This is a genomic window from Sphingomonas sp. JC676 (genome assembly GCF_014489075.1).
Lineage (GTDB): Bacteria > Pseudomonadota > Alphaproteobacteria > Sphingomonadales > Sphingomonadaceae > Sphingomonas.
Window position 1 is genome coordinate 171,448 of record NZ_JACTGR010000007.1, and the last position, 26,547, is coordinate 197,994.

31 protein-coding genes are annotated in these 26,547 nt (G+C 66.2%); 17 read left to right on the forward strand and 14 right to left on the reverse strand.

The genetic code is table 11. The features are described 5' to 3' along the window. Positions 1-103 precede the first annotated feature (103 nt). Complete coding sequence (locus tag IAG41_RS21270; protein WP_262408810.1) at positions 104-1,426, reverse strand: phospholipid carrier-dependent glycosyltransferase; 1,323 nt, start codon at positions 1,424-1,426, stop codon at positions 104-106. Positions 1,427-1,488: 62 nt separating this feature from the next. Here IAG41_RS21270 and IAG41_RS21275 point away from each other — a divergent pair, with 62 nt between their 5' ends. The 3 genes from IAG41_RS21275 to IAG41_RS21285 are packed head-to-tail and all read left to right on the forward strand — an operon-like array spanning position 1,489 to position 3,880. Beyond that, positions 1,489-2,697, forward strand: coding sequence for a trans-sulfuration enzyme family protein (locus IAG41_RS21275; protein WP_187730695.1), 1,209 nt, complete (start codon positions 1,489-1,491; stop codon positions 2,695-2,697). Next, the gene (gene apaG, locus IAG41_RS21280) at positions 2,694-3,092 is read left to right on the forward strand and encodes a Co2+/Mg2+ efflux protein ApaG (RefSeq protein WP_187730696.1); all 399 of its coding nucleotides are present in this window, start codon (positions 2,694-2,696) and stop codon (positions 3,090-3,092) included. Before IAG41_RS21275 ends, apaG begins: the two co-directional genes overlap by 4 nt. After that, positions 3,089-3,880 (forward strand): LysR family transcriptional regulator, encoded by a 792-nt coding sequence (locus IAG41_RS21285; protein ID WP_187730697.1) that lies wholly within the window; start codon positions 3,089-3,091, stop codon positions 3,878-3,880. The genes apaG and IAG41_RS21285 overlap by 4 nt, the downstream gene beginning before the upstream one ends. 9 nt (positions 3,881-3,889) lie before the next feature. Here the strand turns inward: IAG41_RS21285 and IAG41_RS21290 are convergent, their stop codons facing one another. After that, positions 3,890-4,945: a hypothetical protein gene (locus IAG41_RS21290; protein WP_187730698.1), complete on the reverse strand. Its 1,056-nt coding sequence runs from the start codon at positions 4,943-4,945 to the stop codon at positions 3,890-3,892. Positions 4,946-5,144: 199 nt separating this feature from the next. On the opposite strand from IAG41_RS21290, the gene IAG41_RS21295 reads away from it, so the two are divergent. From IAG41_RS21295 to IAG41_RS21305, 3 genes are read left to right on the forward strand one after another with little or no spacing between them, the layout of a single operon-like run. Continuing rightward, entirely contained in the window at positions 5,145-5,981 is an 837-nt protein-coding gene (locus tag IAG41_RS21295; RefSeq protein WP_187730699.1) for a TIGR00266 family protein, read from the forward strand. Continuing rightward, positions 5,968-6,534, forward strand: coding sequence for a GNAT family protein (locus IAG41_RS21300; protein ID WP_316251201.1), 567 nt, complete (start codon positions 5,968-5,970; stop codon positions 6,532-6,534). Before IAG41_RS21295 ends, IAG41_RS21300 begins: the two co-directional genes overlap by 14 nt. Then, positions 6,516-6,773: a hypothetical protein gene (locus tag IAG41_RS21305; RefSeq protein ID WP_187730701.1), complete on the forward strand. Its 258-nt coding sequence runs from the start codon at positions 6,516-6,518 to the stop codon at positions 6,771-6,773. Before IAG41_RS21300 ends, IAG41_RS21305 begins: the two co-directional genes overlap by 19 nt. A gap of 145 nt (positions 6,774-6,918) precedes the next feature. Here the strand turns inward: IAG41_RS21305 and IAG41_RS21310 are convergent, their stop codons facing one another. The 5 genes from IAG41_RS21310 to IAG41_RS21330 form a co-directional block, all read right to left on the reverse strand. After that, a complete protein-coding gene (locus IAG41_RS21310; protein ID WP_187730702.1) occupies positions 6,919-8,247 on the reverse strand; it encodes a serine hydrolase in 1,329 nt (442 codons plus the stop codon). 96 nt (positions 8,248-8,343) lie between these two features. Beyond that, positions 8,344-10,326: a DNA topoisomerase IV subunit B gene (parE, locus tag IAG41_RS21315; protein ID WP_187730703.1), complete on the reverse strand. Its 1,983-nt coding sequence runs from the start codon at positions 10,324-10,326 to the stop codon at positions 8,344-8,346. Between the two features lie 57 nt (positions 10,327-10,383). Continuing rightward, the gene (locus IAG41_RS21320; RefSeq protein WP_187730704.1) at positions 10,384-11,910 is read right to left on the reverse strand and encodes a methyl-accepting chemotaxis protein; all 1,527 of its coding nucleotides are present in this window, start codon (positions 11,908-11,910) and stop codon (positions 10,384-10,386) included. After that, positions 11,907-12,230 (reverse strand): hypothetical protein, encoded by a 324-nt coding sequence (locus tag IAG41_RS21325; RefSeq protein ID WP_187730705.1) that lies wholly within the window; start codon positions 12,228-12,230, stop codon positions 11,907-11,909. The genes IAG41_RS21320 and IAG41_RS21325 overlap by 4 nt, the downstream gene beginning before the upstream one ends. 113 nt (positions 12,231-12,343) lie before the next feature. Then, positions 12,344-12,991 (reverse strand): GcrA family cell cycle regulator, encoded by a 648-nt coding sequence (locus IAG41_RS21330; protein ID WP_187730706.1) that lies wholly within the window; start codon positions 12,989-12,991, stop codon positions 12,344-12,346. A 51-nt stretch (positions 12,992-13,042) separates the two neighbouring features. On the opposite strand from IAG41_RS21330, the gene IAG41_RS21335 reads away from it, so the two are divergent. Both IAG41_RS21335 and IAG41_RS21340 read left to right on the forward strand, forming a co-directional pair. After that, the gene (locus IAG41_RS21335; RefSeq protein WP_187730707.1) at positions 13,043-13,885 is read left to right on the forward strand and encodes an ABC transporter permease; all 843 of its coding nucleotides are present in this window, start codon (positions 13,043-13,045) and stop codon (positions 13,883-13,885) included. A gap of 78 nt (positions 13,886-13,963) precedes the next feature. Further along, entirely contained in the window at positions 13,964-14,734 is a 771-nt protein-coding gene (locus IAG41_RS21340) for an IclR family transcriptional regulator (RefSeq protein ID WP_262408811.1), read from the forward strand. Positions 14,735-14,741: 7 nt separating this feature from the next. Here IAG41_RS21340 and IAG41_RS21345 read toward each other — a convergent pair whose 3' ends face one another. After that, on the reverse strand, positions 14,742-15,464 hold the full coding sequence (locus tag IAG41_RS21345; RefSeq protein WP_187730708.1) for a hypothetical protein: 723 nt from the start codon (positions 15,462-15,464) through the stop codon (positions 14,742-14,744). Positions 15,465-15,610: 146 nt separating this feature from the next. Between IAG41_RS21345 and IAG41_RS21350 the strand changes: the two genes are divergently transcribed. The 7 genes from IAG41_RS21350 to queE all read left to right on the forward strand — a co-directional run bounded on the left by IAG41_RS21350 (position 15,611) and on the right by queE (position 21,154). Continuing rightward, positions 15,611-16,807, forward strand: coding sequence for an aspartate aminotransferase family protein (locus tag IAG41_RS21350; protein ID WP_187730709.1), 1,197 nt, complete (start codon positions 15,611-15,613; stop codon positions 16,805-16,807). Next, on the forward strand, positions 16,800-17,723 hold the full coding sequence (gene argF / locus IAG41_RS21355; protein WP_187730710.1) for an ornithine carbamoyltransferase: 924 nt from the start codon (positions 16,800-16,802) through the stop codon (positions 17,721-17,723). Before IAG41_RS21350 ends, argF begins: the two co-directional genes overlap by 8 nt. 10 nt (positions 17,724-17,733) lie before the next feature. Then, on the forward strand, positions 17,734-18,174 hold the full coding sequence (locus IAG41_RS21360) for a hypothetical protein (RefSeq protein WP_187730711.1): 441 nt from the start codon (positions 17,734-17,736) through the stop codon (positions 18,172-18,174). A gap of 75 nt (positions 18,175-18,249) precedes the next feature. Next, the gene (locus IAG41_RS21365) at positions 18,250-19,173 is read left to right on the forward strand and encodes an Hsp33 family molecular chaperone HslO (RefSeq protein ID WP_187730712.1); all 924 of its coding nucleotides are present in this window, start codon (positions 18,250-18,252) and stop codon (positions 19,171-19,173) included. A gap of 86 nt (positions 19,174-19,259) precedes the next feature. Beyond that, the gene (locus tag IAG41_RS21370) at positions 19,260-19,661 is read left to right on the forward strand and encodes a DUF3617 domain-containing protein (RefSeq protein WP_187730713.1); all 402 of its coding nucleotides are present in this window, start codon (positions 19,260-19,262) and stop codon (positions 19,659-19,661) included. Positions 19,662-19,827: 166 nt separating this feature from the next. Further along, positions 19,828-20,511, forward strand: coding sequence for a 7-cyano-7-deazaguanine synthase QueC (gene queC, locus IAG41_RS21375; protein ID WP_187730714.1), 684 nt, complete (start codon positions 19,828-19,830; stop codon positions 20,509-20,511). Between the two features lie 10 nt (positions 20,512-20,521). Continuing rightward, positions 20,522-21,154, forward strand: a complete 633-nt coding sequence (gene queE, locus IAG41_RS21380; RefSeq protein WP_187730715.1) for a 7-carboxy-7-deazaguanine synthase — start codon at positions 20,522-20,524, stop codon at positions 21,152-21,154. A 4-nt stretch (positions 21,155-21,158) separates the two neighbouring features. Here queE and IAG41_RS21385 read toward each other — a convergent pair whose 3' ends face one another. From IAG41_RS21385 to lipB, 3 genes are all read right to left on the reverse strand, one after another. Further along, complete coding sequence (locus IAG41_RS21385; protein ID WP_187730716.1) at positions 21,159-21,845, reverse strand: hypothetical protein; 687 nt, start codon at positions 21,843-21,845, stop codon at positions 21,159-21,161. A 171-nt stretch (positions 21,846-22,016) separates the two neighbouring features. Next, entirely contained in the window at positions 22,017-22,259 is a 243-nt protein-coding gene (locus tag IAG41_RS21390) for a hypothetical protein (protein WP_187730717.1), read from the reverse strand. A 102-nt stretch (positions 22,260-22,361) separates the two neighbouring features. Continuing rightward, a complete protein-coding gene (lipB, locus tag IAG41_RS21395) occupies positions 22,362-23,006 on the reverse strand; it encodes a lipoyl(octanoyl) transferase LipB (protein ID WP_187730718.1) in 645 nt (214 codons plus the stop codon). A 108-nt stretch (positions 23,007-23,114) separates the two neighbouring features. Between lipB and IAG41_RS21400 the strand changes: the two genes are divergently transcribed. Next, positions 23,115-23,939 carry a glycerophosphoryl diester phosphodiesterase membrane domain-containing protein gene (locus IAG41_RS21400; protein WP_262408822.1) on the forward strand — a complete coding sequence of 275 codons (825 nt, stop codon included), beginning with the start codon at positions 23,115-23,117 and terminating at the stop codon, positions 23,937-23,939. Then, positions 23,936-24,664: a hypothetical protein gene (locus IAG41_RS21405; protein ID WP_187730720.1), complete on the forward strand. Its 729-nt coding sequence runs from the start codon at positions 23,936-23,938 to the stop codon at positions 24,662-24,664. Before IAG41_RS21400 ends, IAG41_RS21405 begins: the two co-directional genes overlap by 4 nt. Here the strand turns inward: IAG41_RS21405 and IAG41_RS21410 are convergent. Genes IAG41_RS21410 through IAG41_RS21420 form a run of 3 tightly spaced genes read right to left on the reverse strand, consistent with a single transcriptional unit; the run spans position 24,640 to position 26,515 of the window. Then, on the reverse strand, positions 24,640-25,236 hold the full coding sequence (locus IAG41_RS21410; protein WP_187730721.1) for a GNAT family N-acetyltransferase: 597 nt from the start codon (positions 25,234-25,236) through the stop codon (positions 24,640-24,642). The two genes, IAG41_RS21405 and IAG41_RS21410, sit on opposite strands and share 25 nt — an antisense overlap. Beyond that, entirely contained in the window at positions 25,227-26,069 is an 843-nt protein-coding gene (gene hemF / locus IAG41_RS21415; RefSeq protein WP_187730722.1) for an oxygen-dependent coproporphyrinogen oxidase, read from the reverse strand. Before hemF ends, IAG41_RS21410 begins: the two co-directional genes overlap by 10 nt. After that, complete coding sequence (locus IAG41_RS21420) at positions 26,066-26,515, reverse strand: tRNA (cytidine(34)-2'-O)-methyltransferase (RefSeq protein WP_187730723.1); 450 nt, start codon at positions 26,513-26,515, stop codon at positions 26,066-26,068. Before IAG41_RS21420 ends, hemF begins: the two co-directional genes overlap by 4 nt. Positions 26,516-26,547 lie beyond the last annotated feature (32 nt).

Sequence of the window (26,547 nt, forward strand, 5' to 3'; positions counted from 1 at the left end):
GAGATTGGCCGGCTCGTGCTCCTGCGAAAGCGGGAGCCCAGAGTCACAAGGGAATCGCGTGTTGCCCTGGGCTCCTGCCTTCGCAGGAGCACAAATGGGGCCTTCATCGCCAGCTGTTGAACCACATCCAATAGTTGAACGATTGCGGGTCGTGCAGCGGCGCCGCGGCGAGGATCGGATAGAAATAGCCGAAGGCGATCAGCGAGAGGGCGGTGAACCACTCCTCCCAGCCCTTGTTCCTGCCCCGGTCGAAATGGTCGAACGCTACCGCCAGCACCAGGCAGATGAAGATGCCCGAGAGGTGGTAATAGTAATAGAAGCCCAGCGACTTGGGGATCACGGCATAGATCGCGACCGATGCGATCCATAGCAAGGCCATCGCCAGCGGCCGGATCGCCTTCGACCGGAACCAGGCCGCGAGACAGGCGATCACCCCGATCAGCCCGCTCCACATGATCACCGGATTGCCGATCAGCAGCACGCCGCGCTGCGCGCCCATGTCCCATTCGTAGAAGAACCAGATCGGCCGGATCATCAGCGGCCAGCTCCACCAGTCGGACTGGTAGGTGTGGTGCTTCAGCACCTGGGTCTGCTGCTCGTACATGCCGCGCTGGAGCTCGAACAGGCCGGGCAGGGTGAGCGGGAGGTTGGCGTAGAAGAATGCCGGCGCGAAAGTGACAAAATAGGTCGCAATGCTAACCACGCCCAGAATGGCGAGCCCGGGGATCGTCGCCAGCCCCGGCCAATGCGGCTGGTCCTTGATCCAGAAGGCATGGTCGAGCGATTTCTTCGCCTTGCGGGCATCCCAAATCCGGATCGCGACAAACGCCAGCGCGGCGAGCGCGACATAGGGCACCGCCGCCCATTTGACCGCGGTCGCCATTCCAAGCAGCACGCTGGCGCCGATCCAACGCCAGCGCACCTGCTTCGGCGTGCCGTGCATCGCCCATAGCATCAGCACCATCGCCCAGACGATGAACGCGCCCAGGAACACGTCGAGCATCGCCGTCCGCGCCTGGACGTAGAGCGTCTGGTTGAGCGCCACCAGCGCCGTGCCCACCAGCGCCGGCCGCATCTTCCCGCCCAGCAGCAGCCACAGGAACGCGAACACGCCCACCACGGTGGCTGTTCCCGCCAGGGTCGGCATGATCCGCCAGCCGAACGGGTTGTCGCCGAACACCATTATGCCTGCCGCGATCAGCTCCTTGCCGAGCAGCGGATGCTCGGTGTTGCGCGGCGCCGACAGGTCCAGCAGCGCCTGGGCGGCGGGCACATAATGCACCTCGTCGAACATGATTCGGCTGGGCTGGTCGATATGGAGGGTGAACAGCAATTGCGCAGCCAAAGCGATAAGCAGCGCAACGACATAGGGGCGACTCTGCAGAGCCTTGATGCGATCGAGCATGACGGCTCGATAAACGATCATTTCGCGCGCGTCATGCCGGACTTGGTTGACGTAGGGGCGCCGCGCCCGGCAAAGCGAAAAACATGAAGCGTCATACCGGCCAGGACCCGAGCGTCACCCGCAACTGGAAGCCCGCCACCCAGGCGGTGCGCGGCGGCACGGCGAGGTCCGAATGGGGCGAGACGAGCGAGGCAATCTTCCTCACCTCGGGCTATGCGTATGACTGCGCCGCCGACGCCGCGGACCGCTTCGCCGGCGAGCAGGTCGGCATGACCTATTCGCGCCTCCAGAACCCGACGGTCGAGATGCTCGAGCATCGCATCGCCCTGCTCGAAGGCGCCGAAGCCTGTCGCACCATGGCGACGGGCATGGCGGCGATGACCGCCGCCTTGCTCTGCCAGCTCGAACAGGGCGACCATCTCGTCCAGGGCCGCGCCGCCTTCGGTTCGTGCCGCTGGCTCACCGATTCGCTGCTCCCCAAGTTCGGCATCACCACGACGATCGTCGATGCCCGCGATCCGCAGCAGTTCCAGGACGCGATCCGCCCGAACACCAAGCTGTTCTTCTTCGAGACCCCGGCCAATCCGACGATGGACGTCGTCGACCTGGAGGCCGTGTGCGGCATCGCCCGCAAGCACGGCATCAAGACCGTGGTCGACAATGCCTTCGCCACCCCTGCGCTCCAGCGCCCGCTGGAGTTCGGTGCGGACATCGTCGCCTATTCGGCTACCAAGATGATGGACGGCCAGGGCCGCGTCCTCGCCGGCGCGGTGACGGGCACCGAGGATTTCATCACCAACACGCTGCTGCCCTTCACCCGCAACACCGGCCCTACGCTGTCGGCGTTCAATGCCTGGGTGGTGCTGAAGGGGCTGGAGACGCTCGATCTCCGCATCCGCCGCCAGAGCGAGAATGCGCTGAAGGTCGGCGCCTTCCTCGAACGCCGCGTGCCCAAGGTGAACTTCCCCGCACTGCCCAGCCATCCGCAGCACAATCTCTTCATGCGCCAGATGGAGGCGGCGGGCCCGATCTTCTCGTTCGAGGTCGGTGGCGGCCGCAAACAGGCGCACGGCTTGCTCGACGGACTCGGCCTTATCGACATCTCGAACAATATCGGCGATTCCCGTTCGCTGATGACGCATCCTTCCTCGACCACGCATTCGGGCGTGGCGGAAGAGAAGCGGCTGGAGATGGGCGTGACCGAAGGCATGCTGCGCCTCAATGTCGGCCTCGAGGATCCGGACGACGTGATCGCCGATCTCGATCAGGCGCTGGCGGGCGTCGGGCTGTGAAAAGCCTGTTCACCGACGAGGCGGAGACGCGCGGCGTCATCGTCCGCGTGTCGGTGTCTTATCTGCCCGAACAGTCCGAACCCGCGCGCGGCCGCTGGTTCTGGGCCTATCATATCCGCATCGAGAATGAGGGGCCGTTCACCGTCCAGCTCCTTACCCGCCACTGGATCATCACCGACGGCCGCGGCGCGCGCCATTCGGTCGAGGGCGAGGGCGTAGTCGGCGAGCAGCCGATGATCGAGCCCGGCGCCAGCTTCGACTACGTCTCGGGCTGCCCGCTCTCGACACCGACCGGGCACATGCAGGGCACTTATCACATGATCGGCGAGGACGGTTCGGCGTTCGATGTCGCCATTCCCAAATTCTCGCTGATCGCGCCGGCGGTGACCGGGTGAAGCGCACCCATCTCCCCCTGAACGGCCTGCGCGTACTCGATGCGGCGGCGCGGCACTTGTCGTTCACCCGCGCCGCGGACGAGCTGGCGGTCACCCCCGCCGCGGTTGGGCAGCAGATTCGCGCGCTGGAGGATACGCTGGGCGTCGTCCTGTTTCGCCGCACCACCAAGGGCCTGGAGCTGACGCCGGAAGCCGAGGCCGGCCTTGTGGCGCTCCGCGCCGGCTTCCTCCAGTTCGAGGAATCGGTCCGCGCGATGCAGGCGGGCCAGACTTCCAAGTCGCTGACGATCGCCGCGCCGCGCGATCTCACCGCCAAGTGGCTGATGTCCAAGCTCGCCGAGATCGCCCGTGCCGATGGCGAGCTTCGCTTCATGCTGGTCCCCGCCGACGAGGCGATCGACTTCACCGAAGCCAATCTCGATCTCGCGATCCGCTGGGGCGAAGGCCCGGGCGAGCATGAGGGCGAGGCGCTGGAAAGCGACGGCATGGTCACCGTCGAGCGCCCCGGCGGCGGCATCGATACCAAGATCGCCTGGGAAGGCTGCCTCGCCGAGGACGCCGGCTCGTCGGTCCGCGTCGCCGATGCCGGCCTCGCGGTCGACGCCGCGGCCGAGGGGCTCGGCCAGGCCACCGTCCCCGAGCTGATCGCCCGCGCCGACATCGCCTCGGGCCGCGTCGTCATGGTGGGCGAGGCGCGCTCGTCCCGGCTCGGCTATTGGCTGGTCGCCCCGCTGCCGCAATGGCGGCAGAAGAAGGTCAAGGCGCTGGTCGAGGCGCTGGGGACCTGAAGCGCGTCGTCACGGCGTATTGATCGTGATGTTCGTGTCCTTGCCGTTGCGCGTCGTGGACGAGATCGGCCCCGTCTTGCTGATCATATCGAACACTTTGGCCGGTGCAGGCAGCTTGTCGAACGACGGGTAGACAAGCGACGTCGCGAGATCGTTGAGCGTTACCGAATAGCCGGCCCGCTTTCCGTCCAGCGGGATTTCGGGGCTGACATCGATCGTGCGGCCCGCGTCCGCGATTGCGATGACATAGGCGTCTCCCGAAAGCGGCAGCGCACGATAGGCGCCGAGCTGCCGTTCGCCGTTGCCTTCGCGGCAGAAGCTGACGGGTCCGCTCTTCGCGGCTTTCTCCTGGATCTCCGGGTCCTGGGCCATGTTCGCCATGATCGCGCCGAGCAGCGCCATCGACGTGTCGGGTTTCTTGGCCTTGGCCTTGTTCGCAAAGGCGAGCGGGCTGGCACAAGCTTCGATCGGCACCGAAGCCGGAGCCTCGACCGAACCCGCCCTGGGCGTCGGCCAGCCGAGCCCAGCGATCGCCTCGCTGAGCTTGGCGTCGAGCGCTGCCGGATCGAGCGTCGGAGAGCTCAGCCGAAGTACGACCAGCCATTCTCCGAGCGGCAGAATCGCGGCACCCGTCGCGCTGAAGGGCGGCTTGCTGGGCTTGTAGACTCGCCGGAGCGCGCCCGCAGTGCTGGAATGCGGTGGAGCGAAGGCCAGGGTTGCCGCGGTCGGCGTGGGATCGCCCATCGCGTCGCTGCCGAAAATCTGGGTTTCGACCCGATCGAACCAGACCGGGACGTTCATCAGCGCCGGGCGGAACAGGTATAGCGTGCCGCGCGTGTCGTCCTCGTCTCTGAACTGCACCACGACGTCCAGTTCCTGATTGCCGGTGTCGCCAATCCCGGTGCGCGCCATGCCTCCCAGCGCCTGCGGAACGATCAAGCCGGTAGCCGCATGCTGCCATTTCTTGCTCGCCGGCACTTCGATCGTGCGCATCTGCTGCGCCGCCGAGATGCCGGGCGTCATCAGCATAGCCGCAGCCACCGCAAGAATTGCGCTTCTCAACATGGAATTCCCCCTTGTTATGATGTGACAATATCTCATTGATCCGGCTTGGCAAGCGAGGAGGAGCGAAAAGCGTTGTCCGGCGTGCGGTCGGGGTCGCGGAGATCGTCGATATGATCTGTGCTCGTCCTGGCGCCTTTCCGCCTTCCAACGCCCCGGCACGCTCGGCTATCAGGCGGCTGCAACTTCGGGAGTGATGCCAATGCCGCCGTCCAGTCCCTGGTCCCATCACCGCCAGTCGGGCGTTGCCGACGACATCGATTTCGAGATCAAGGGGCAGGAGCTCCAGTTCGTCGAGATCGAGCTTGATCCCGGCGAGAGCGCCGTCGCGGAAGCGGGCGCTTTGGTCTGGAAGGACGCCAGCATCGGCATGACCACCGTGTTCGGCGACGGCAGCGGCGGCCAGGGTGACGGCTTCATGGGCAAGCTGCTCGGCGCCGGCAAAAGGCTGGTGACCGGCGAGAGCCTGTTCACCACCGTCTTCACCCATAATGGCTCGGGCAAGGCGCGCGTCGCCTTCGCCTCGCCTACGCCCGGATCGATCCTGCCGCTGCGCCTCGCCGATTATGGCGGCACTTTGATCTGCCAGAAGGATTCGTTCCTAGCGGCGGCCAAGGGCGTGTCGATCGGCATCCAGTTCCAGCGCCGGATGATGACCGGCCTGTTCGGCGGCGAGGGCTTCATCATGCAGAAGCTCCAGGGCGATGGCTGGGTGTTCGTCCAGATGGGCGGCACCGTGGTCGAGCGCGAGCTGGCGCCGGGCCAGGAGCTCCACGTCGATACCGGCTGCCTTGCGGCCTATACGCCCGGCGTCGAGTTTGACCTGGTCGCGGCGGGCGGAGTGCGCAGCGTGATCTTCGGCGGCGAGGGGTTGTTCTTCGCGCGGCTCACCGGGCCCGGCAAGGTCTGGATCCAGTCGCTGCCCTTTTCGCGGCTCGCCGGGCGGATGCTCGCGGCGGCGGGCGGCTATGGCGGCCAGAATCGCGGCGAAGGCAGCGTATTGGGAGGCTTGGGGGATTTCATCGGTGGCAACCGCTGAGGCCCCGAGGGGCGCGGCGCGCGGCACGCCGGTATTGGAGACCGAGCGCCTCCGCTTGCGTCCGCGCGAGGTAGACGATGCCGAGGCGATGTTTCCCGCCTATTCGGACGCCGAGCTGATGATCTGGTGGTCGAGCGCGCCGCACGGCTCGGTCGAGGAAACGCGCGCCGATTTCGCCCGCCTTGGCGGTGACTGGCGCGCCTGGGCGATCACGCGCAAGGGTGACGACACCGCGCTGGGCTTCGTCGCGACCGGGGAGAAGCGCCAGGGCAACGTTACCGAGATCGGCTATATGCTCTCCCGCGAGCATTGGGGGACCGGCATCGCGGCGGAAGCCGTGGCGGCAGTGATCGACCAGATCTTTGCCGAGGGTCAACGCCGCGTCTTCGCCGATACCGATCCGGAGAACGTCCAGTCACGCGGGCTGCTCGAGCGGCTGGGGTTCAAGCTGGAAGGGCATCTGCGCGCCGAATGGGAAACGCATATCGGCGTGCGCGACACCACGCTCTACGGGCTGCTGCGTGAGGATTGGCAATGGCCCCGCCGAACCTGAAGGACCCGGCCGAGCGCGCCGCCTATCGCCGCGAGCTGGCCGGGGTGGCGCGCGGCATAAGGCTGTCGGGCATCGGCCTCGCCGCTTTGGGCGCGGTGCTGGTGGCGCTTCATCGTCGCGGGATGCTGGACATGCCGATGTGGCTGGCGGCGTCCGTGCTCGGGGCCGGTATCATGCTGATGATCACCGGCATCGCCGCCCGCACCCGTTATCACGCGCTCCGGATGCGCGAGCGGTAGAAAGCCTCCGGGCCTTGCTTCCTCCGTCACCCGGCCTTGTGCCGGGGTCCGCCGTGCCGGACGCGAGCCGTTCTAGGCTCTTACGTCTCGCCCAGACGCTCGGTGGACCCCGGCACAAGGCCGGGGTGACGAAGAGAAAGCGTCCCTAGGGCGCCGGCGCCGCCAGTTCCGCCGCCTTACCGATCAGCCCGGCGAAGCGGCCTTCCTCCACCGCCCGCTCGGTGTCGTTCCAGCTCCCGGTCAGCACATACCAGTCGCCGCTCTTCGCCTGGAGCAGCAAAGTCATATTGATCACGCCCGGCTCCGATCCACCCTTGTAGCCGACAAACTGCCACTTCTCCTTGGCCGATGGCGGGACACCGGCATTCTTGGAGAGCACTGCGCGGGCATCGGCGCCCTTCGGCCCTTCGGTGTTGCGGCGGATCCAGTCCATCACCCGCACCAGGTCGGCCGGAGTCTCGAACCATTCGAGCGTGTCGATCATCACCGGCTTGCCGTCCCGGAACAGCATCGGATCGACGGTAAAGATCGAAGCCGAAGCGACTTCGCCGTCCAGCATCTTGCGGCGCCCCGCCTCGTCGAGCGCGAGATAGCGCTTCCCCAGCGCGCCCTTCTCGATGCCCTTCAGCTTGAAAATTTCGAGCGCGCCCATGAAGGGCCGGTTGCGCGCCGCGTCCCTGATCCCGAGCACCGGCAGCATCGCCTCCACCTTCTCGCGGCCCAGCGTCTTCAGCAGGATGTCAGTCGCGCTGTTGTCGCTGATCGAGATCATCTGGGTGGCGAGCTCGCGCAGGCTGACCTGGGTCCCCTTGGGCTTCAGGTTGTAGCCGCCGCCGGGCAGCGGCGATCCGTCGAGCGTGACGAGGTCGTCCCATTTGCGCGTGCCCGCATTGGTCTCGCGGATCAGTTCGGCAAGGATGACGAGCTTGAACGCCGATCCGATCGCGAAGGCCCGGTCGGCATTGTGCTGGATCAGCAGCTGCGGCGCACCGCTGCCGAGCCTGGCCAGAGCGAAGCCCGATGCGCCGTGCAGGCCCTTCATCGCGGCGGTCACCTCGTCGAGCGACTTTTCGCGCGCGCTGATCCCCTTAATCAGCAGCCCGACCACCTGATGCGGCTCGTTCGGGTCGACGACGATCAGGATCGATGCGATCGCGTCGCGAAAGGATAGCGTGGCGGTGCCCGAATAGGGCGTGTCGAGCTGGATGCCCTCGACACCGACCACCGGCCCGTTGGCGGCGGTCAGCTGGGCGTTGATCGCCTCGAACTGCGCCTTGGGCACCTGGGCCTGGAAGCTGGGCGAGAAGAAGCTCTCATAGCTGCCGGTGCCGGCAAGGATGGTCACAAGCTCCTTGAGCCGCGCCTTCAGCGCCGGCGCCGCCTCGACCACCGCCGCGGCAGGAGCCGGCGCGGTCTGCGCCGAAGCGGGCAGAGCGAGCACGAGGGAGGAAAGGCACAGCAAGAGGGTGCGCATCGGAAACCTCGTCCAAAGGTGCGGTTTGTTATCGACTAGTATGGCCCTACGCCGCCGGAGCAAAGCTATCGCGTCGTATCCTGCTCGCACAACGGCTCAGGCGTCGATCACTTCCTCGTCGAGCCGCGCCGCATTCTCCTGGATGAAGGCGAAGCGGTGCGCCGGGTTGTTGCCCATCAGCCGGTCGACCAGGTCCTTTACCCCCGCACGCTCCTCATATTCCTGCGGCAGCGTGATGCGCAGCATGCCGCGTGTCTTGGGGTCCATCGTCGTTTCCTTGAGCTGGTTGGGGTTCATTTCCCCCAGGCCCTTGAAACGGCTGACCTCGACCTTCTTGCCTTTGAATTCGTTCGCCTCGATCTCGATGCGGTGCGCATCGTCGCGCGCGTAGAGGCTCTTGGCACCTACCGTCAGGCGATAGAGAGGTGGCTGGGCCAGATAGACATGCCCGTTGCGGACGATGTCGGCCATCTCCTGGAAGAAGAAGGTCATCAGCAAGGTCGCGATATGCGCGCCGTCGACATCGGCGTCGGTCATGATGACGATGCGCTCGTAGCGCAGGTTCGCCGCGTCGCAGTCCTTCCGCGTCCCGCAGCCCAGCGCCTGGATCAGGTCGGCGATTTCCTGGTTGGCCAGGATCTTGGCGCTGGTCGCGCTGGCGACGTTCAGGATCTTGCCGCGGATCGGCAGGATCGCCTGGGTCTTGCGGTCGCGCGCCTGCTTGGCCGAGCCGCCGGCCGAATCACCCTCGACGATGAACAATTCGGTGCCCTTAGGATCGTCCGACGAGCAATCGGTGAGCTTGCCCGGCAGGCGGAGCTTGCGCGCCGAGGTCGCGGTCTTGCGCTTCACCTCGCGCTCGGCCTTGCGCTTCAGCCGCTCGTCCATCCGCTCAAGCACATAGCCGAGCAGCGCCTTTCCGCGGTCCATATGGTCCGAGAGGAAATGGTCGAAATGGTCGCGCACGGCGCGCTCGACCATGGCGGTGGCCTCGGGCGAGGTGAGCCGGTCCTTGGTCTGGCTCTGGAATTGCGGATCGCGGATGAAGACCGAGAGCATCAGCTCCGATCCGGTCATCAGATCGTCCGCGGTGATGTCCTTGGCCTTTTTCTGGCCGACCAGTTCGCCGAACGCGCGGATGCCGCGGGTGAGGGCGTTGCGCAGGCCGGCCTCGTGCGTGCCGCCGTCGGGCGTCGGGATGGTGTTGCAATACCAGCTGTACGAGCCGTCGCTCCACAGCGGCCAGGCGACCGCCCATTCGACGCGGCCCTGGGCCTCGCCCGGGAAATCCTGGCTGCCCGAGAAGAAATCGGCGGTGGCGCATTCGCGCCCGGCAATCTGTTCCTTCAGATGATCGGCGAGGCCGCCAGGGAACTGGAACACCGCTTCGGGCGGGGTCTCGTCGGTGAGGAGCGACGGGTCGCACCTCCAGCGGATTTCGACGCCCGCAAACAGATAGGCCTTGGAGCGCGCCAGCTTGTAGAGCCGCGCCGGCTTGAAGTGCATCTCGGGCCCGAAGATCTCGGGGTCCGGCGTGAACGCAACCGAGGTGCCGCGCCGGTTCGGCGTGCCGCCGAGGTGCTCGAGCGGACCCAAGGTCTGCCCCTGGCTGAAGCGCTGGCGGTAGAGCTGGCGGTCGCGCGCGACCTCGATCACGGTATCGACCGAAAGCGCGTTGACCACGCTTACGCCCACGCCGTGCAGGCCGCCCGACGTGGCATAGGCCTTGCCGTCGAACTTGCCGCCCGAATGGAGCATCGACAGGATCACTTCGAGCGCCGACTTGTCGGGGAATTTGGGGTGCGGATCGACCGGCATGCCGCGGCCGTTGTCGACGATCGTCAGCCGGTTGCCGGGCTCCAGCGTGACTTCGATGCGCGTGGCGTGCCCCGCCACCGCCTCGTCCATCGCATTGTCGAGGACTTCGGCGGCGAGGTGATGCAGCGCGCGCTCGTCGGTGCCGCCGATATACATGCCCGGACGCCGCCGGACAGGCTCCAGGCCCTCAAGCACTTCGATCGACGAGGCATCGTAGGTGCCGGCGGGTACGCCCGGCGCAGCAAACAGGTCTTCGGACATCGCCAAGCTATAGGGTCGGGCCAGTCGGGCGCGCAAGGCTGGCCCGGACGTTCGCGATCAGGCGGCGTGCAACTGCTCGACGAAATGCTCGGTAGCTTGCTGCAAGGCCCGCGCAGTATGCGACAGGGTGGTGGCGGCATCCGAGACGCGTCCAGAGAGGTGTTCGGTATCGCCAGCCACTGCCGCCACGGCGCCGATCCGGTCGGCCATCTCGATCGCGCCCTGTGCGGTGTCGCGCGCGGTGCCCTCGATCGCGCGTGCCGAGTGACGCTGGCGATCGACCTCGAGGCGGATCGCCTCCGCCGCCCCAGCCACTTCGGCGACGGTGGCGGCGATTTCGGCGAGCGCGTCATGCGCCACCGTGACACCTCCGGCGACCGTTCCCACGAGAGAGCGTATCTGCTCGGTGGCACCGCTCGCCTGGCCGGCGAGCTGCTTCACCTCGTGCGCCACCACGGCAAAACCGCGGCCCACATCACCCGCACGCGCGGCTTCGATCGTCGCGTTCAGTGCGAGCAGGTTGGTACGCGCCGCGATCTCATGGATGGACTGGGCGAAGTCGCCGATCGAGCCGGCCTGGCCCGACAGCGCATGGACCGCCGATTCACCCGATGCGGAAACGTTGCGGGCATCGTCGCTCAGCCGCGCCTGCTGATCGACGCTGGACGCGATCGCGAGGATCGAGGCGGACAGGTCATGCACGTCGGTGGCCAGGCTCGCCGCTGTATTGGAAGCATGCGAAGCGATGCGCGCGGTCTCGCTCAGCTCGCCGCTCGCGCGCCGAGCCAGGTCGTTCAACGCATGCGCGGATCGATCGAGGTCGCCGGCCGATTGCGTGACCGCGCCGACGACATCCGCGACCGAAGCCTGGAATGCCGCTGCCACCGCGAGCGTTTCGCGGCGGCGTGCCGCGGCGGTGTCGCGCTCCAGGGTTTCACGCCGGGCGCGCTCTTCGCGCTCGCGCGTTTCCGCCGCGCGCATCGCCGCCATCGCGGCTTCGATCTCGTCGCGGCGCGCGTCGGCCGCCTGGGCGAGACGTTCGCTGGCGCCGCGCGCCTCGGCCTGCGCGCGCATCAACTGGGTGAGCCAGATGCTGATATAGCTGAGCACCGCGAACTGCATGCTCACCGCCACCGCATGGAATATCACGCGTCCGAAATCCCCGCCGCCGGCAAAGACCCAGCTGGGGACAAGGATGTCGAGAACGAGGTGGTGGACCGCGATGAGCGCGGAGGCGAGCGCCATGGGGCGCCAATCGCACAGCACCGTCAGCGCGGCGAGCGCGACGAAGAAGTACATATGCGCATCCATCTGCCAGCCATGGCCGGCAAGCGCATAAACCATCAGCGCCGGATGGATCGCGGCAAGCGAGCCGATCACCAGCCGCGCGGTCGCGTCGTGGCGGCGGCGCAGCATCATCAGCGTCGGCACGATATTGGCCGCGATGCCGAGCATGGCGACGACGAGGGGCCGGTCGCCGCCCAGACAGATGCCGAGCAGGAAGAGCAAAACGACTGCCGCCCATGCAGACGCCACCAGCAAGTCGATTCCGCGCAGGCGCAGGCGATCGATGTCCGAGATCATGCGAGCCTCCCGCGCTCGCCGCACGCGGCGGGCGGCGCGGCGAGCACCAGCACGCCACGGCGTAGCATTCCCGCGGCGATGGCGGAGCGCTCTCCGAAGACGACGAAGGAGTTAGACAGGGGCCCCTGGCCGATCAGCAAGGCGTGCTCATCGATTGCAAGCGCGAGCATGCCACGTTCCGCGCCCGGCCAGATCGGTATCAGGATCATCTTGCCACGCGCAGGCGGATAGAGCGCGGCGAACAGCATCGCGCCCACAACGCACGCGATCTGAGCGGCCACAGCGTGACGAAAGAAGGCTGCAGAGAAACGCAGGGACATACCGTCCCGACTAGCCGGAAATGGTTAGCGCCTTGTGAACCACAATGGATCTATTGGCGTCGCCACCGGCATTTTCCGTCGCCCCGCGAGCGGGAGCGACGGTTTTCGCAATGTCAGCGGACGCGCGGGCCGCCGAACGGCATCGGGGGCGGCGGGCGGCGATCGCGGCGCGGGAGCTGCGCCTGATAGGCGTGGCCGCAATGCGCGACGCAGTACGGGAAACCCGGATTCACCTTGTCGCCGCAGAAGTGGAAATCGGGCTCGCCGGGATGGCCGAGCGGCCATTTGCAGATGCGGTCGTTGAGATCGAGCAGGGTCGTCTTGCCCGCGATCGCGTCGCTCGGCTTGGCCGGCACCAGGCGGCGCGGCGGGGCCGGAGTGATCGGCGCGGCCTGCTCACCGGGATTCTGGCGCAGGAAGCCGCCGGGGCCGACCGAGCGGAGCACGGGACCCTCGGGCTTGGGCTCGGGGGCCGGCGCGGCTTCGCGCGGCTCGGGCTCGACGGCTGCAGCCTTGGGCGCAGGTGCGGGCGCCGCCGGGGCGGGAGCCGCGACCGGTGCGGGCGCCGGCTTCGGTGCCGCCTGGGCCTTGGGCTCGTTGGGTTTCACCGGCGACGGGCGCGCGGGCAGGCCCAGGCGATGCGCCTTGCCGATCACCGCGTTACGGCTCACGCCGCCCAGCTCCTCGGCGATCTGCGTGGCGGTAAGGCCGCTATCCCACATCTTCTTCAGCGTCTCGATACGCTCGTCGGTCCAGCTCATGATCTTCCTTCAACTTGCGGGCGGCGCGTGCAGCGGTTACGCGAACGCGCGATGAGCAGCCACCCTGAAATCGGTTCGAACCTCCCAGAACCCGGCGTTCCGGTGATTCGCAACGTGAATTGGGGAGGATTGCGTACGCTCTATATCAAGGAGGTGCGCCGTTTCTTCAAGGTGCAGCTCCAGACGATATGGGCGCCGGCGGTAACGACTCTCCTGTTTCTGGTCATTTTCACCGTCGCTTTGGGTGGCGGCGGGCGGATGGTGACGCTCCAGGGTCAGCAAATCCACTTCGCCGATTTCATCGCGCCGGGCCTGATCGTGATGGGCATGCTCCAGAACGCCTTCGCCAATGCCAGCTTCTCGCTGCTCGTCGGCAAGATCCAGGGCACGATCGTCGATTATCTGATGCCGCCGCTCTCCACCGCCGAGCTGCTCGCGGCGCTCACCGGCGGATCGGTGACGCGCGCCTTCTGCGTCGGCGGCGCGGTGTGGCTGGCGATGCAGTTCTGGCCGGGCGTCCATGTCTGGCCGCACCATTTCTGGGCGGTTTTGTGGTTCGGGTTCCTCGGCTCGCTGTTCCTCGCGCTGCTGGGCGTGCTGACCTCGATCTGGGCGGAAAAGTTCGACCACGCCGCCGCGGTCACCAATTTCGTCGTGGCGCCGCTCTCGCTGCTGTCGGGCACCTTCTATTCGGTCGAGCGCCTGTCACCGGCGTTCCGCGCGATCAGCCATGCGAACCCGTTTTTCTACATTATCTCAGGTTTCCGCTACGGCTTCCTCGGAGTCGCCGACTCGCCGATCCTGCTTGGCAGCGCCGTGATCCTGGGCATCGACATCGCGCTGGGGCTGCTCTGCTACACGTTGCTGCGCACCGGCTGGAAGCTCAAGAACTGAGGCGCGTCCACCCATCCATCCGAATGCATTGAGATTGCCCGGATCAGAGTGCAAATAGGCCGATCCGGAAGGAAATAAATGGCAAGCGAAGACGATATTCCCAAGGGCGCGCAGACGCTGATGCGCGGGCTCGATATCCTGGACGAGACGCTGTTGGGCCCCACCAAGATGTCGGCGGTGGCGACCAAGCTCGGCCTGAGCAAGACGACCACGCACCGGCTCGCGCATGCGCTACGCTCGCGCGGCTATCTGTCGATCACCGCCGAGGGCATCGCGCTCGGTCCGAAGCTGCTCCAGCTCGGTGCGGTCGCCAACGAGCAGGTCGATTATGTCCGGGTTGCACGGCCCTATCTCGAGCTACTGTCAGAGAGCACCGGATTCTGTGCCTTTGTGGGCAAGCGCGAAGGCGATTGGTCGCGGCACCTGGACCGGGCGACCGGGCGGCAGAAACTTCGCGTCGCGACGGCGCCGGGCGACCAGCGGCCGATAGCGGAGACGGGACTGGGCAAGGCGCTGCTGTTCGATGACGGCGAGGAAAGCCTCAGGAAGCTTTATCGCCTGTCCGCAGCGGCGAGCTCCGATCCGGTCGACGAGGAGGCCTGGCTCGCTGCGATGCGCGCCCATGTCGCGCGCGGCATCGTCCTGCATGACAGCCCGATCGGAGACGGCGTGCGCTCGATTGCGGCGCCGGTGCGCGACGCGAACGGCAATATCTGCGTTGCGATCAGCATCGCCAGCGCTGCCCACTATCTGACCGACGCCGTGGTGGTGGAGGTCGTCGATCATGTCGCCGAAATCGCCGACAAAGTCAGCAAGGCGCTCGGGTACAGCCCTCCACCCAAGGCCTGACCCGCGTCTAGTTGAGCGCGTCGGCGAGGGTGCGCAGCACCTCCGCCGCATTTCCCTCGATGACATCGCCATGGCTTACGACGATGCGGCGCAGGTCGGGCTCCGCTGCCCAATCGGCGAACTGCTGGGCCAGCGCGACCTTGTCCTCGACGATCAGGTGGCGGACGACGCGCGGGATCTGCGGCTCCGAGACGCCGAAACCCATCAGCCGCGCCATGATCTGCGCGCCGATGCCGTGCGGATGCGCGACATTGGCGATCAGATCGTTGGCGACGATCGTCAGCCCCGATGCGCGGCGTATTTCCAGCGCCGCCTCATGCCCGCCGGCGCCCGGCATGATGACCAGCTTGGTGTCGGGATCGTCCAATATGTCGCCGGTGGCGTCGACATGGACCGCTTCCTCGACGGCCTCGACCGCCCCCGGCGGCGCGATCACGCGAATGTCCGGATAGCGCTGCTTCCAGATTCGCGCGTCGAGCCGGTGATGGTCGCCGGGCACGATCAGGAAGGCGGGCGCTCCCATCGCCTCGATCCGTCGCATCTCGGGCTCATTGAGCGCGATGGCGCTGTAGATGGCCGTACGGCCGGCCGTCAGCCGGACCACCGTCATCCGCCGCGGAAAATTGCCCAGCGGCATGCGTATCTTGCCGGCCACGGTGAGGACGCCGTCATCGACCTCGACCAGGTCATCGTGCGGCATGATTTCCCATTTCTCGAGTATTGCGGGCATCGTCACCTCCATCCTTCGATCAACCCGCGTGCCGTCCGAAACGATCCACGACTCATGCGGTTGACGCGTCCCTTCACCGAACCGTAAAAGCGCGCTCCGGCGGCTCCGGAACGGGCCGCCTTTTGCTTTTTGAAGGAGAATGACCCGTGGCCATCACCCCGCTCATGCCCGTTTATCCACGGTGCGGCGTGCGGCCGGTGCGAGGCGAGGGGGTCTATCTCTATGGCGAGCGCGGCGAGCAATATCTTGATTTCGCGGCCGGCATCGCGGTCAATGCGCTCGGCCACGGCCATCCGCATCTGACCAAGGCGATCGCCGATCAGGCGGCGACGCTGATGCACGTCTCCAATCTCTACGGCTCGCCGCAGGGCGAGGCGCTGGCGCAGCGGATCGTCGACAACAGCTTCGCCGACACGGTGTTCTTCACCAATTCGGGGGTCGAGGCGATCGAGTGCGCGATCAAGACCGCGCGCCGTTACCATTACGTCAACGGCAACCCGCAGCGCCACAAGCTGATCACCTTCAAGAACGCCTTTCACGGTCGTTCGATCGGGGCGATCTCGGCGACCGATCAGCCCAAGATGCGCGACGGCTTCGAGCCGCTGCTGCCGGGCTTCGACTACGTGAAGTTCAACGATCTCGAAGGCGCGCTGGCCAAGATCGACGACGAGACCGCCGGCTTCCTGGTCGAGACGGTGCAGGGCGAGGGTGGGATGACCGCCGGAACCCAGGAGTTCATCCAGGGCCTGCGCAAGGCGTGCGACGAGCATGGCCTGCTGCTGATCCTCGACGAGATTCAGTGCGGTTACGGCCGCACCGGCAAAATGTGGGCCTATGAGCATTGCGGCATCACCCCCGACATCCTGACCGCAGCGAAGGGCATCGGCGGCGGCTTCCCGCTCGGCGCCTGTCTGGCGACCGAAGAGGCGGCCAAGGGCATGGTGATCGGCACCCACGGCTCGACCTATGGCGGCAATCCGCTCGCCATGGCGGCGGGCCAGGCGATCCTCGACGTGATGCTCGAGCCCGGCTTTCTCGAGCATGTCGTCAAGATGGGCGACCGGCTGCGCCAGGCGTTCGAGCAGATGATCCCGAACCATGATCATCTGTTCGAGGAGATCCGCGGCAAGGGGCTGATGCTGGGCATCAAGATGAAGGAGCCGGCGGTGTCGCGCGACTTCGTGGCGCATCTGCGCGACAATCACGGGCTGCTGACGGTGGCTGCGGGCGAGAACGTGTTCCGCGTGCTGCCGCCGCTGATCATCGAGGAAGCGCATATCTCCGAATGCGTCGAGCGGCTGAGCGAGGGCGCGCGGACCTTCGGCATCCCCAGCGATGACTGAGCCGCGCCATTTCCTCGACCTGTCCGACGCGGGCGCCGACGGCATCGCCGCGATGCTGGCCGATGCGCTTCAGCGCAAGGCGGCGCGGGCAGGCTGGCCCAAGGGCAAGGCAGATGCCGATGCGCCGCTGGCCGGCCACGTGCTGGCGATGATCTTCGAGAAGAACTCGACGCGCACCCGCGTCTCGTTCGACATGGCGATCCGCCAGCTGGGCGGCACCAGCATCGTGATGGACGCAGGCTCGATGCAGCTCGGGCGCGGCGAGAGCATCGCCGATACTGCGCGCGTGCTCTCGGGCTATTGCGACGCGATCATGATCCGCACCGACGATCACCAGAAGGTGGTCGACATGGCGCGCTATGCCAGCGTGCCGGTGATCAACGGGCTCACCGACGCCTCGCATCCCTGCCAGATCATGGCGGACCTGCTGACCATCCTCGAGACCGGGCGATCGCTGCCGGGTCTCAAGGTCGCGTGGCTGGGCGACGGCAACAATGTCCTTGCCTCGATCATGGAAGCCGGCGGGCTGATGCATTTCGACGTGGTCGCGGCCTGTCCGCAGGGCTTCCAGCCGAGCGAGGCGGATGTCGCGCGGGGCAGGGGCCGCGCGCGCGTCGTCGGGACCGCGAAAGAGGCGGTCGAGGGCGCGGACGTGGTCGTCACCGATACCTGGATCTCGATGGGTCAGGCCCATGCCGAGACCAAGCTCAAGGCGATGATGCCGTTCCAGGTCACCGAGGCGCTGATGGCCGAGGCCAAGCCCGACGCCAAGTTCCTCCACTGCCTGCCCGCGCATCGCGGCGAGGAAGTGACCGATGCAGTGATCGACGGCCCGCAATCGCTGATCTGGGCGGAGGCGGAGAACCGGCTGCATGCGCAGAAGTCCGTGTTAAGGTGGTGCTTCGGACAGATCTAGGAGGGGCGCCATGCCATTGGTCCGGATTGTCGCGTTTGCCGCTCTGATCCTGGCCTTTGGGCTGGCTGTGGTCTTGGTCTTCGTCCGCGATATCGATGATGGCGGGCAGTTGTTCCTGCTCCTGATCGCGGCAGTGAATGCCGGCTTGGTGGCTGCCTTTGCGCGGGCTCGCCGGAGCAGGGTTGCGAGTACCGGGCTTTTGCTGGTCATGGTCGGGGTTGTGGCGATGCTGGCTGCTGAAACCAGTCCCTATTGGGTCGAGGGGATTTTGCCTCGCGGCGATGACATCGAGGATATCTTCGCTCGATTCAACACGGCGCTGTCGGCGCTCCTGGTACCATTCTGGGGTGGAAGCTTTGCGCTCCTCATTGGCTGGGTGCTGTGGATCGCATCGCGGATCGCCGCGCGCCGCGCCGCGCGAGTTGTTTCGGAGCCGCGACTCCCTATTTAGCCCCGGAACCCGAACAACCCGTTCGTCAGGCCCGCGCGGAACCGATGCCGCGTGCCGCGAGCGGTGGAGACTGACATGACTGATACCCGTCCCCCCACCGATCTCGATCGCGTGATCGGCTTCACCATTCCGGGACGCCACGCCCGCGGCCGCGTCGCGCGGCTGGGGCCGGTGCTCGACGAGATCCTGTCGGCGCACGCCTATCCGCCGGTGATCGAGCGGCTGCTCGCCGAGGCGCTGACGCTTACGGCGCTGCTCGGCTCGACACTCAAGGATGCGGAGGGCCAGATGACGCTCCAGGCGCAGACCCAGGGCGGCATCGTCAGCCTGTTGGTGTGCGACTATAAGGGCGGCGAGCTGCGCGGCTATGTCCAGTATGACGCCGAGCGGCTGGCGATGCTCGGCAAGAACCCGTCGCTCTATGCCCTGTTCAACAAGGGCTATCTGGCGGTCACCTTCGATCAGGCGCTGACCAAGGAGCGCTATCAGGGGATCGTGCCCCTCGACGGCGCCTCGCTGGCGGCGGCGGCGGAGAGCTATTTCCTCCAGTCCGAGCAGATCCCGAGCCTAGTGCGGCTGGGGATGCACCGCAACGAGGCGGGCAAGCTGATCGCGGGTGGCATCTTCCTCCAGCACCTGCCCGAGGGCGAGGAAGGCCGCGAGCGGCTGCACACCAAGCTTGACCATCCCGAATGGCACCATGTCGAGACTTTGGCCTCGACCATGGGGCCGGACGAGCTCGCCGATGCCTCGATCCCGCTCGAGAATCTGGTCTGGCGGCTGTTCAACGAGGAGCCGGAGGTGCGGCTGCTCGCCGGCACCGATCTTGCGCGCGGGTGCCGCTGCGACGCCAGCTATATCATGCAAGTCCTTGGAAAATTTCCCGCGGAGGAGCGGGCCGCAATGGCCGACGAGAATGGCGTGATCAGCGTCGATTGTGCCTTTTGCTCGACCAAATTCCCGGTGCCGCTCGCGGATTTTGTTCCACCCCCGTTGTAAAACGGCAGAAACCCGCGATATTCTGCGCGTGACTAGCAGGCGGTCCGGCTGGGGAGCGGTGCCTGTACCCCGGACGGGAGTTGGGAATGGAGTCTCGGCGTATCGCACGCCCGGTTGTGGCCGGCGTGTTGCTCCTCTTGGGCGCGGGCGGCGCATCCGCCCAGCGCGGTGATCAAGTTGCACCGCTTAGCGGGCTCGAACGCGGCCAATGGCAGCTCAAGAGCGTGGATGGCGAGCGCAAGCTCTGCCTCACCGATCCCGCGGCTTTGCTCCAGGTGATGCACGGCGCGGCGCAGTGCGAGCATTTCGTGATGGAGCAGACGCAGCGCTCGATCACGATCCGCTACACCTGTCCCGGCCACGGCCATGGCCGCACCACGGTGGGCGTCGAGACCGGCAAGCTGGTTCATGTCGATACCCAGGGCGTGCTCGACGGCGCGCCTTTCTCGGAGGACTATGAGGGGCGCCGGGTCGGCACCTGCGGCTGATGGCGCGTTTACCCGTTCTTAACCATTCATGCGCTAATAAGAGGCTGCTCCTTCGCGGAGCGGATTCCTCTCTGGCATTGGTTTTCCCAAACCCTTGGGTCGCTCTTCGGGCGGCCCATTTTCTTTGGGGCTGTACGCGCTTCCAAAAAGCGCTAGCCGTGCCGGCATGACTCAAAGCATTGCGATTGCCCTGCTTTCCGGCGGGCTCGATTCGATGGTGGCGGCTGCCCGCGCCCGCGAGGACGGGCACCGGCTGCTGGCGCTCTCGATCGACTATAACCAACGACACCAGGTCGAACTCGCCGCCGCGCGCCGCATCGCCGCGGTGCTGGGTGCCGAGCGCCATGTCGTCCTCCCGCTCGACCTGCGCGCGTTCGGCGGATCGGCGCTCACGGCAGAGATCGACGTGCCCAAGACGGGCGTGGGCGACGATATCCCCGTCACCTATGTGCCCGCGCGCAACACGATCTTCCTCAGCCTCGCGCTCGGCTGGGCCGAGGCGGCGGGCGCCCGCGACATCTATATCGGCGTCAACGCGCTTGATTATTCGGGCTATCCCGATTGTCGCCCCGAATTCATCGCCGAGTTCGAGAAGCTGGCCGAGATCGCGACCAAGGCCGGGGTGGAGGGCGAGCCCTTCCATATCCGCGCCCCGCTCCAGCACATGACCAAGGCCGATATTGTCCGCGAGGCGGCCCGCCTCGGCCTCGACGCGGGGATCAGCTGGTCGTGCTACGATCCTGCGCTCGGCAGCCTGCATTGCGGCCTGTGCGACAGCTGCCGCCTGCGCGCCAAGGGCTTCGAGGAGGCTGGCCTGCCCGATCCCACGCGCTACGCCGTGCCGGCCTGAAGCGCCGACGATGAGCTACGCGGTCAAGGAGATGTTCCTCACGCTCCAGGGCGAGGGGGTCAATGCCGGCGCGCGGGCGGTGTTCGTGCGCTTCGCCGGCTGCAACCTGTGGTCGGGCCGCGAGGCCGATCGGGCGACTGCGGTCTGCAAGTTCTGCGACACCGAGTTCGTCGGCACTAATGGGCTGGGCGGCGGCAAGTTCGCCGATGCACAGGCGCTGGCCGATGCGGTCCTTGGCCATTGGGGGGAGGGGACGGACGCCCGCTTCGTCGTGCTCACCGGCGGCGAGCCCATGCTCCAGGTCGATGACGCGCTGGTCGACGCGCTGCATGCCCGCGGCTTCCGCATCGCGATCGAGAGCAACGGCACCCTGCCGGCGCATCCAGGGATTGACTGGGTGTGCATCAGCCCCAAGGCGGGCAGCGCGGTCGTTCAGCGCTCGGGCGACGAACTCAAGCTGGTCTGGCCGCAGGCAGGCACCGATCTTGACGTGCTGGAGACATGGGACTTCGCCCATTTCCTCGTCCAGCCGATGGACAGCGCCGAGGCGGAGGCGAACACCCGCGCGGCTGTGGCGCTCGCGCTCGATCGTCCCAAATGGCGGTTGACGCTGCAGACCCACAAGCTGCTGGGGCTGCGCTAGGGTATCAGCCCCAGCTTTGCAGCGGTCCGCATTTCTTCTCCTGGTAGCGTTCCTTCTTCCAGCATTTGGGGTTGCCGAAGGGCGGCAGCGGTCTGGCCGGAGTCAGCACGCTGCCGATGGTGCGCGCGCGGAACTGCTGCTCGCCCCAGGCGGCCAGGCTGGCGCGCAACTCGCGCATGCGGCTATGGGCAAGTTCATAGATCTGGCCGCGGCTAGCGAACACTGCATCATGGCCGATTGAGGCAGCAGTTTGGCAGAAGGATCGCTGGCCGCCTACGGTCGAGAATCCCGAATATACGCGCGTGAGAAATTTATCGAGCTCGGTCTGGCCGGCCTTTTTGTTCTTCGTCATTCGGAAGAAGTATTTGTCCAGAACTGCCATGGACTGATCCAGTTCAGTGTCGTGATCCTTGAGGAACGCATTATAGTTTGCGAGCGTCATCAGGGTGGGCTCGAATCCGCACTGCAGCGCAGCGACATTCAGCGCCGCGCGCAAGTTCCAAACGAGCGCCGCACTCAGTTCCGGAGCGGTCGCGCTGGGCAAGATAGGGCCCGTCATGCCCGGCTCCTCGCCGGTGACGCGCGCGCCGGTCAGATCGGCCGATTTGAAAAAGAACTGCGCCGAGGCCGGTGCCGTGGCGAATAGGCCGGCGATACCGGCGGCGATGATAACAATACGCGGAACCAGCATCCTGCCCTCTTATGCTTTACGTCCGCTTGGTGGTTACGGTGTTTCGATTCCGCACCCAACCCTTTTTTTGGAAGAGCGACGCGAGGGCGCTGCATTTCGCCGTGATTCCAAAGGAAAAGGGCCGCCCGGTCGCCCGGACGGCCCTTTCGAAAACACGCTTTCGCGCGATGATTACATCGCGTTCGTGGTGTTCGTCTCGGTCGTGGTCGTGTTCTCGACGACGGTGCCGTTCTCGGGCGCCGCGGTGTCGATGTTGGTGACCATCGTGTCCGTGGTCGTCACGTTCTCGGTCGGAACGACTTCGGTGGTGTTCGTGACGTTGGTCGTGCTCTCGTTGCTGGTGCACGCCGAGGCCAGGAGGGCCGCGCCGGCGATCATCGAACCTGCAACGATCTTCGAAAGGACTGCACGCATGTAAATTGCTCCCTAGATAGTGGATTTGGATGACGGTTACGCCGTTAATACCCAAACCGTGATGGACATTAGACGGTTCAGGGCACGGCCTCAAGACTCGTTTTACCCGTCGCGGGTCAGACCCGCCAAAAATGGCAAAAATGTGGCAGAAAGCGCCGCATCAAAACGGTCTGCCGCAATATCCAAGCCCAATGCAGCGGCGCTGGTCACCGGAAATTCGGGGATGCCGCACGGCACGATGCCGGCGAAGTGACTGAGATCCGGGTTCAAATTCACGGCGAATCCGTGCAGCGTCACCCATTGGCGGATGCGAACGCCGATTGCGCCGATCTTGGCTTCCTGGCCATGATCGAGCGTCCAGATACCGATCCGGCCGGGCGCGCGGAACGCCTCGATCCCCAATTCGCCCAATGCCGCGATCACCCAGCCCTCGAGCGCATGGACATAGCCCCGCACGTCCTTCTGCCGTTTGCGCAAGTCGAGCACGACATAGCCGATCCGTTGCCCCGGGCCGTGATAGGTGTAGCGCCCGCCGCGCCCGGTGCGGTGCACCGGGAAGCGCGGGTCGAGCAGTTCGGCTGCGTCGGCGCTGGTCCCCGCGGTGTAGACCGGCGGGTGCTCGAGCAGCCAGACGAGCTCGGGCGCCTCATGTCTGGTCACGGCGCCCGCGCGCGTCTCCATAATCTCCAGCGCCGCGGCATAGTCGATCGGTCGTGGCTCGACGCGCCATTCGATATCTTCAACCATATCCGGCGCGATTGCGCGCGTTGGCGCCGATGCGCAAGCATTGGCAATGCGTTGTGCACCCGCTAACACGGCCCCTGCGACGGAGGGGATGGCGACGCGATGGTGAAGATGAGTACCGTCTGGGATCGGACGGCGGAGTTTCTAAGCGACAATATCGGAGCGATCGTTCCGATCGCGCTTATCGCCTTTTTCGTGCCGGCATCGATCGGCGGCAATTTCGCGACGGTTTTCCTTACCGCCACGCCCGGCGTGGTGCTGGCGCTGCGGCTGGTCCAACTGGCGTTCGCAATACTTTCGGTCTGGGGATCGCTGGTCATCGTCGCGATGGCGCTGGAGGGGGCAAGCGGGGAGCCGGCGGCTGTGATTGCGCGTCGCCGGCTGCTGCCCGCACTTGCCGTGTCGGTGGTGCTGGGTATCGCGATGATCGCGCTGACCTTGCCCGTGCCCTTTTTCCTGGCGGCGAGCGGCTATGACCTGACGGCGATCGCGCGGGGCGAGGTGGTCGATATCAGCCCCGCGGTGGCGGGCTTCGTCTGGATCTATTTCATGGTCCTCTCGATCGCCTTCATCTGGATCGGCGCGCGGCTGATCGTGACGACGCCGGTCGTCGTGCGCGAGCAGCGCATGTTGAGCGCAATCCCCCGGAGTTGGCAGCTGACCCGCGGCAGCACCTGGCGTATCATCGGCGTGCTGATCCTGTTCGTCGTGGTCGCCACCGTCTCGGCGCTTGCCGCGAACACCGTGTTCGGCAGCATCTTCGCGCTGGTGGCCGGGGGCAGCGAGGGCGGCATCTCGCTGGCGGGCGTGCTCACCTCGATCGTCACCGGCGCAGTGCAGACCGCGTTCCTGGTGCTGTTGCCTGCGTTTACCGCCAAGCTCTATCTGGCGCTTTCCGCCCAGGCAGACCTGCGTACGCACGTACAGACGCCATGAAGCTGAGCTTTGCCGGCGTTTTTGCCGACGCCGGTGCGATTTGGCGGGGCGAACGCCAGTTACTGACGCGCATCGCAGGCGTGTTCTACGTGGTGCCGATACTCGGTTTCGTGATGCTGCTCGGCGCTAGCGGCGTGATGCAGAGCACGCCACCCGAACAGATGCGGGAGGCGCTGAACCGTTTCTATGGCGACAACCTCCTGGCGATCCTCCTCATCACTGCCGCCATGGATTTCGGGACGTTCGCGATCCTGAACCTTTTCCTCCAGGGCGGCGGCCGCACGCTGGGCGAGGTGCTGATGCTCACGTTGCGGCGGTTTCTGCCGTTCCTGGCAATCGACCTGCTCGGCAACCTCGCTTTCGCGGTCGGGCTGTCGCTGTTCGTCCTGCCCGGATTGTTCGCGCTGGCGCGTACCTGGCTGGCGGCCCCGGCATATGCCGCTCGACCCGAGCAGGGCGTGATCGAGGCGTTCCGGCAGGGATGGACGCGCAGCGGCGGGTTCGTCTGGCTGATCCTGCTGGGCGTCTCGGGCTTGACGATGCTGGCGACGTTGAGCGCGGTCGTCGCGGTGAGCGCGATCCTGGGCAGCCTGCACGTCATGACGGGGGGCAGCCAGATCGTGGTCGCTTTCTCCTATCTCGCGATCGCGCTGATCGGCGGGTTCGCCTGGACCGCGGTGACCGTGCTTCGCGTCGCCGCCTATCGGCTGACCGAGCCCAGATAGGGAATGTGCGGTGCGGCGTCGGCGGGCAGGATCCCGCTGCCGCGCGGATCGGCGAAGGTCTCGATCGTGCGTCTGTACGCCGTGAAGCCATGGTGCCGGTAGAAGCCCAGTGCCGAAGGATGATCGAGCGTGCAGGTATGCACCCACACCCGCTCCACGCCCTTGCGCCAGGCCAGCGCCAGCGTCTGCGCCATCATCCAGCGGCCATTGCCCTTGCCGGTGATCTCGGGGACCAGCCCGAAATAGGAAATCTCGCAATTGCCCTGCACCCGGAAATCGAGCTCGAGCATGCCCAATTCGATTCCGGCGCGATCGGTGGCGGCATAGACTTCGATCGACGGATTATCGAGGATCGAGCGCAGCGCATCCTCCGCCATCACCAGCCGCGAAAACCACAGCCAGGGCCCGCCCACCCGGCGGAACAGCGTGCGGTAGCGCTCGCTGGCCGGCGCCGGCCAGCGCACCAGCGCCAGCGGCGAGGGGCGGGCAGGGCGCAGCGGCGGCCTGGCGCGCATCTCCAGCGACGTGACGATCGTCGCGAGCTGGTCGTTGGGGACCGGCGTCAGCCCCATGCCGCGACCGGGGGCAGGCTCATCAGGATCGCATCGACATTGCCGCCGGTCTTGAGCCCGAACAGGGTCCCGCGGTCATAGATCAGGTTGAACTCGGCATAGCGGCCGCGCCATTCGAGCTGCTGCGCCTTGTCGGCTTCGGTGAATGCCGACGCCATCCGCCGCCGCACCAGCCGGGGAAAGACATCGAGAAACGCGCGGCCGACATCCTGGGTGAAGGCGAAATCCGCTTCCCAATCGCTCTCCAGATGGTCGTAGAAGATGCCGCCGACGCCGCGATGCACCTTGCGGTGGGGAATATAGAAATAGTCCTCGGCCCATTTCCTGAACCGCGGATAATGCTCCGGATCATGCGCATCGCACGCAGCCTTCAGGGCCGCGTGGAACTCCTCTGTGTCCTCTTCATAGGGAATCGGCGGGTTGAGATCCGCCCCGCCGCCGAACCAGCGCTTGGTCGTGGTCAGGAAGCGCGTGTTCATGTGCACCGCGGGCGCATGCGGATTGGCCATATGCGCGACCAGGCTGATTCCGGTGGCGAAGAAGCTCGGATCCTCGCCGGCGCCGTGGATCGTCTTGGCGAACTCGCCCTCGAGCGCTCCGCCGACGGTCGATACATTAACGCCGACCTTCTCGAAGACCTTGCCCTTCATCACGCCGCGTACGCCGCCCCCGCCCGGTGCGCCCGAGGGATCGACGCGGTCCCAGGCAAGGTAATCGAATCGCGCATCCGATCCCGCCTCGGCTTCGATCGCCTCGAATTCGGCGCAGATCGCATCGCGCAGGCTTTCGAACCAGGTGCGCGCGCGCTGCTGCTGTTCGTCGAGTTCGATCATTCGGGCCATCCTCCGGTCTGCCGCAGCGCTTCGGCGAGCGCGATGCCCGCTGTCACTGCGAGGTTCAAGGAGCGAAGTCCCGGCCGCAGGGGAATGCGCACGGTCAAATCCGCGCGGGTGTGGACGAGATCGGGCGCGCCGGCACTTTCGGAACCGAACAGCAAAGTGTCGTCGGCTTCGAACCGTGCTTCGGGCAGGCGAACTTCGCCGCGCGTCGTGAACAGCACCAGCCGCCCCGGCACCTCGGCGGCGAACGCCTCCCAATCGGCGTGCCGCACGACTTCCACATGGCTTTCATAATCCATCGCCGATCGCCGGCGGGCTTTGTCGTTCCAGGCGAATCCCATCGGTTCGATCAGGTCGACACCCGCCCCCAGGCAGGCCGCGAGACGGAGTACGGCGCCGACATTGCCGGCGATATCGGGCTGGAAGAGAGCGATGCGCATTTTGGGCGCTTTAGACGGGTCTTCACGGGTGT

Bases quoted from the DNA above. Each gene is read 5' to 3' on its own strand.
- parE (WP_187730703.1), bottom strand. From the start codon at position 10,326: ATGTCCGAAGACCTGTTTGCTGCGCCGGGCGTACCCGCCGGCACCTAC.
- IAG41_RS21400 (WP_262408822.1), top strand. From the start codon at position 23,115: ATGAGTACCGTCTGGGATCGGACGGCGGAGTTTCTAAGCGACAATATC.
- queC (WP_187730714.1), top strand. From the start codon at position 19,828: ATGACTCAAAGCATTGCGATTGCCCTGCTTTCCGGCGGGCTCGATTCG.
- IAG41_RS21305 (WP_187730701.1), top strand. From the start codon at position 6,516: ATGGCCCCGCCGAACCTGAAGGACCCGGCCGAGCGCGCCGCCTATCGC.
- IAG41_RS21295 (WP_187730699.1), top strand. From the start codon at position 5,145: ATGCCGCCGTCCAGTCCCTGGTCCCATCACCGCCAGTCGGGCGTTGCC.
- IAG41_RS21410 (WP_187730721.1), bottom strand. From the start codon at position 25,236: ATGGGGCTGACGCCGGTCCCCAACGACCAGCTCGCGACGATCGTCACG.
- IAG41_RS21405 (WP_187730720.1), top strand. From the start codon at position 23,936: ATGAAGCTGAGCTTTGCCGGCGTTTTTGCCGACGCCGGTGCGATTTGG.
- IAG41_RS21340 (WP_262408811.1), top strand. From the start codon at position 13,964: ATGGCAAGCGAAGACGATATTCCCAAGGGCGCGCAGACGCTGATGCGC.
- IAG41_RS21360 (WP_187730711.1), top strand. From the start codon at position 17,734: ATGCCATTGGTCCGGATTGTCGCGTTTGCCGCTCTGATCCTGGCCTTT.
- IAG41_RS21385 (WP_187730716.1), bottom strand. From the start codon at position 21,845: ATGCTGGTTCCGCGTATTGTTATCATCGCCGCCGGTATCGCCGGCCTA.
- IAG41_RS21310 (WP_187730702.1), bottom strand. From the start codon at position 8,247: ATGCGCACCCTCTTGCTGTGCCTTTCCTCCCTCGTGCTCGCTCTGCCC.
- IAG41_RS21420 (WP_187730723.1), bottom strand. From the start codon at position 26,515: ATGCGCATCGCTCTCTTCCAGCCCGATATCGCCGGCAATGTCGGCGCC.
- IAG41_RS21325 (WP_187730705.1), bottom strand. From the start codon at position 12,230: ATGTCCCTGCGTTTCTCTGCAGCCTTCTTTCGTCACGCTGTGGCCGCT.
- argF (WP_187730710.1), top strand. From the start codon at position 16,800: ATGACTGAGCCGCGCCATTTCCTCGACCTGTCCGACGCGGGCGCCGAC.
- IAG41_RS21275 (WP_187730695.1), top strand. From the start codon at position 1,489: ATGAAGCGTCATACCGGCCAGGACCCGAGCGTCACCCGCAACTGGAAG.
- IAG41_RS21290 (WP_187730698.1), bottom strand. From the start codon at position 4,945: ATGTTGAGAAGCGCAATTCTTGCGGTGGCTGCGGCTATGCTGATGACG.
- lipB (WP_187730718.1), bottom strand. From the start codon at position 23,006: ATGGTTGAAGATATCGAATGGCGCGTCGAGCCACGACCGATCGACTAT.
- IAG41_RS21370 (WP_187730713.1), top strand. From the start codon at position 19,260: ATGGAGTCTCGGCGTATCGCACGCCCGGTTGTGGCCGGCGTGTTGCTC.
- IAG41_RS21270 (WP_262408810.1), bottom strand. From the start codon at position 1,426: ATGATCGTTTATCGAGCCGTCATGCTCGATCGCATCAAGGCTCTGCAG.
- IAG41_RS21365 (WP_187730712.1), top strand. From the start codon at position 18,250: ATGACTGATACCCGTCCCCCCACCGATCTCGATCGCGTGATCGGCTTC.
- queE (WP_187730715.1), top strand. From the start codon at position 20,522: ATGAGCTACGCGGTCAAGGAGATGTTCCTCACGCTCCAGGGCGAGGGG.
- hemF (WP_187730722.1), bottom strand. From the start codon at position 26,069: ATGATCGAACTCGACGAACAGCAGCAGCGCGCGCGCACCTGGTTCGAA.
- IAG41_RS21330 (WP_187730706.1), bottom strand. From the start codon at position 12,991: ATGAGCTGGACCGACGAGCGTATCGAGACGCTGAAGAAGATGTGGGAT.
- IAG41_RS21320 (WP_187730704.1), bottom strand. From the start codon at position 11,910: ATGATCTCGGACATCGATCGCCTGCGCCTGCGCGGAATCGACTTGCTG.
- IAG41_RS21390 (WP_187730717.1), bottom strand. From the start codon at position 22,259: ATGCGTGCAGTCCTTTCGAAGATCGTTGCAGGTTCGATGATCGCCGGC.
- IAG41_RS21345 (WP_187730708.1), bottom strand. From the start codon at position 15,464: ATGCCCGCAATACTCGAGAAATGGGAAATCATGCCGCACGATGACCTG.
- IAG41_RS21335 (WP_187730707.1), top strand. From the start codon at position 13,043: ATGAGCAGCCACCCTGAAATCGGTTCGAACCTCCCAGAACCCGGCGTT.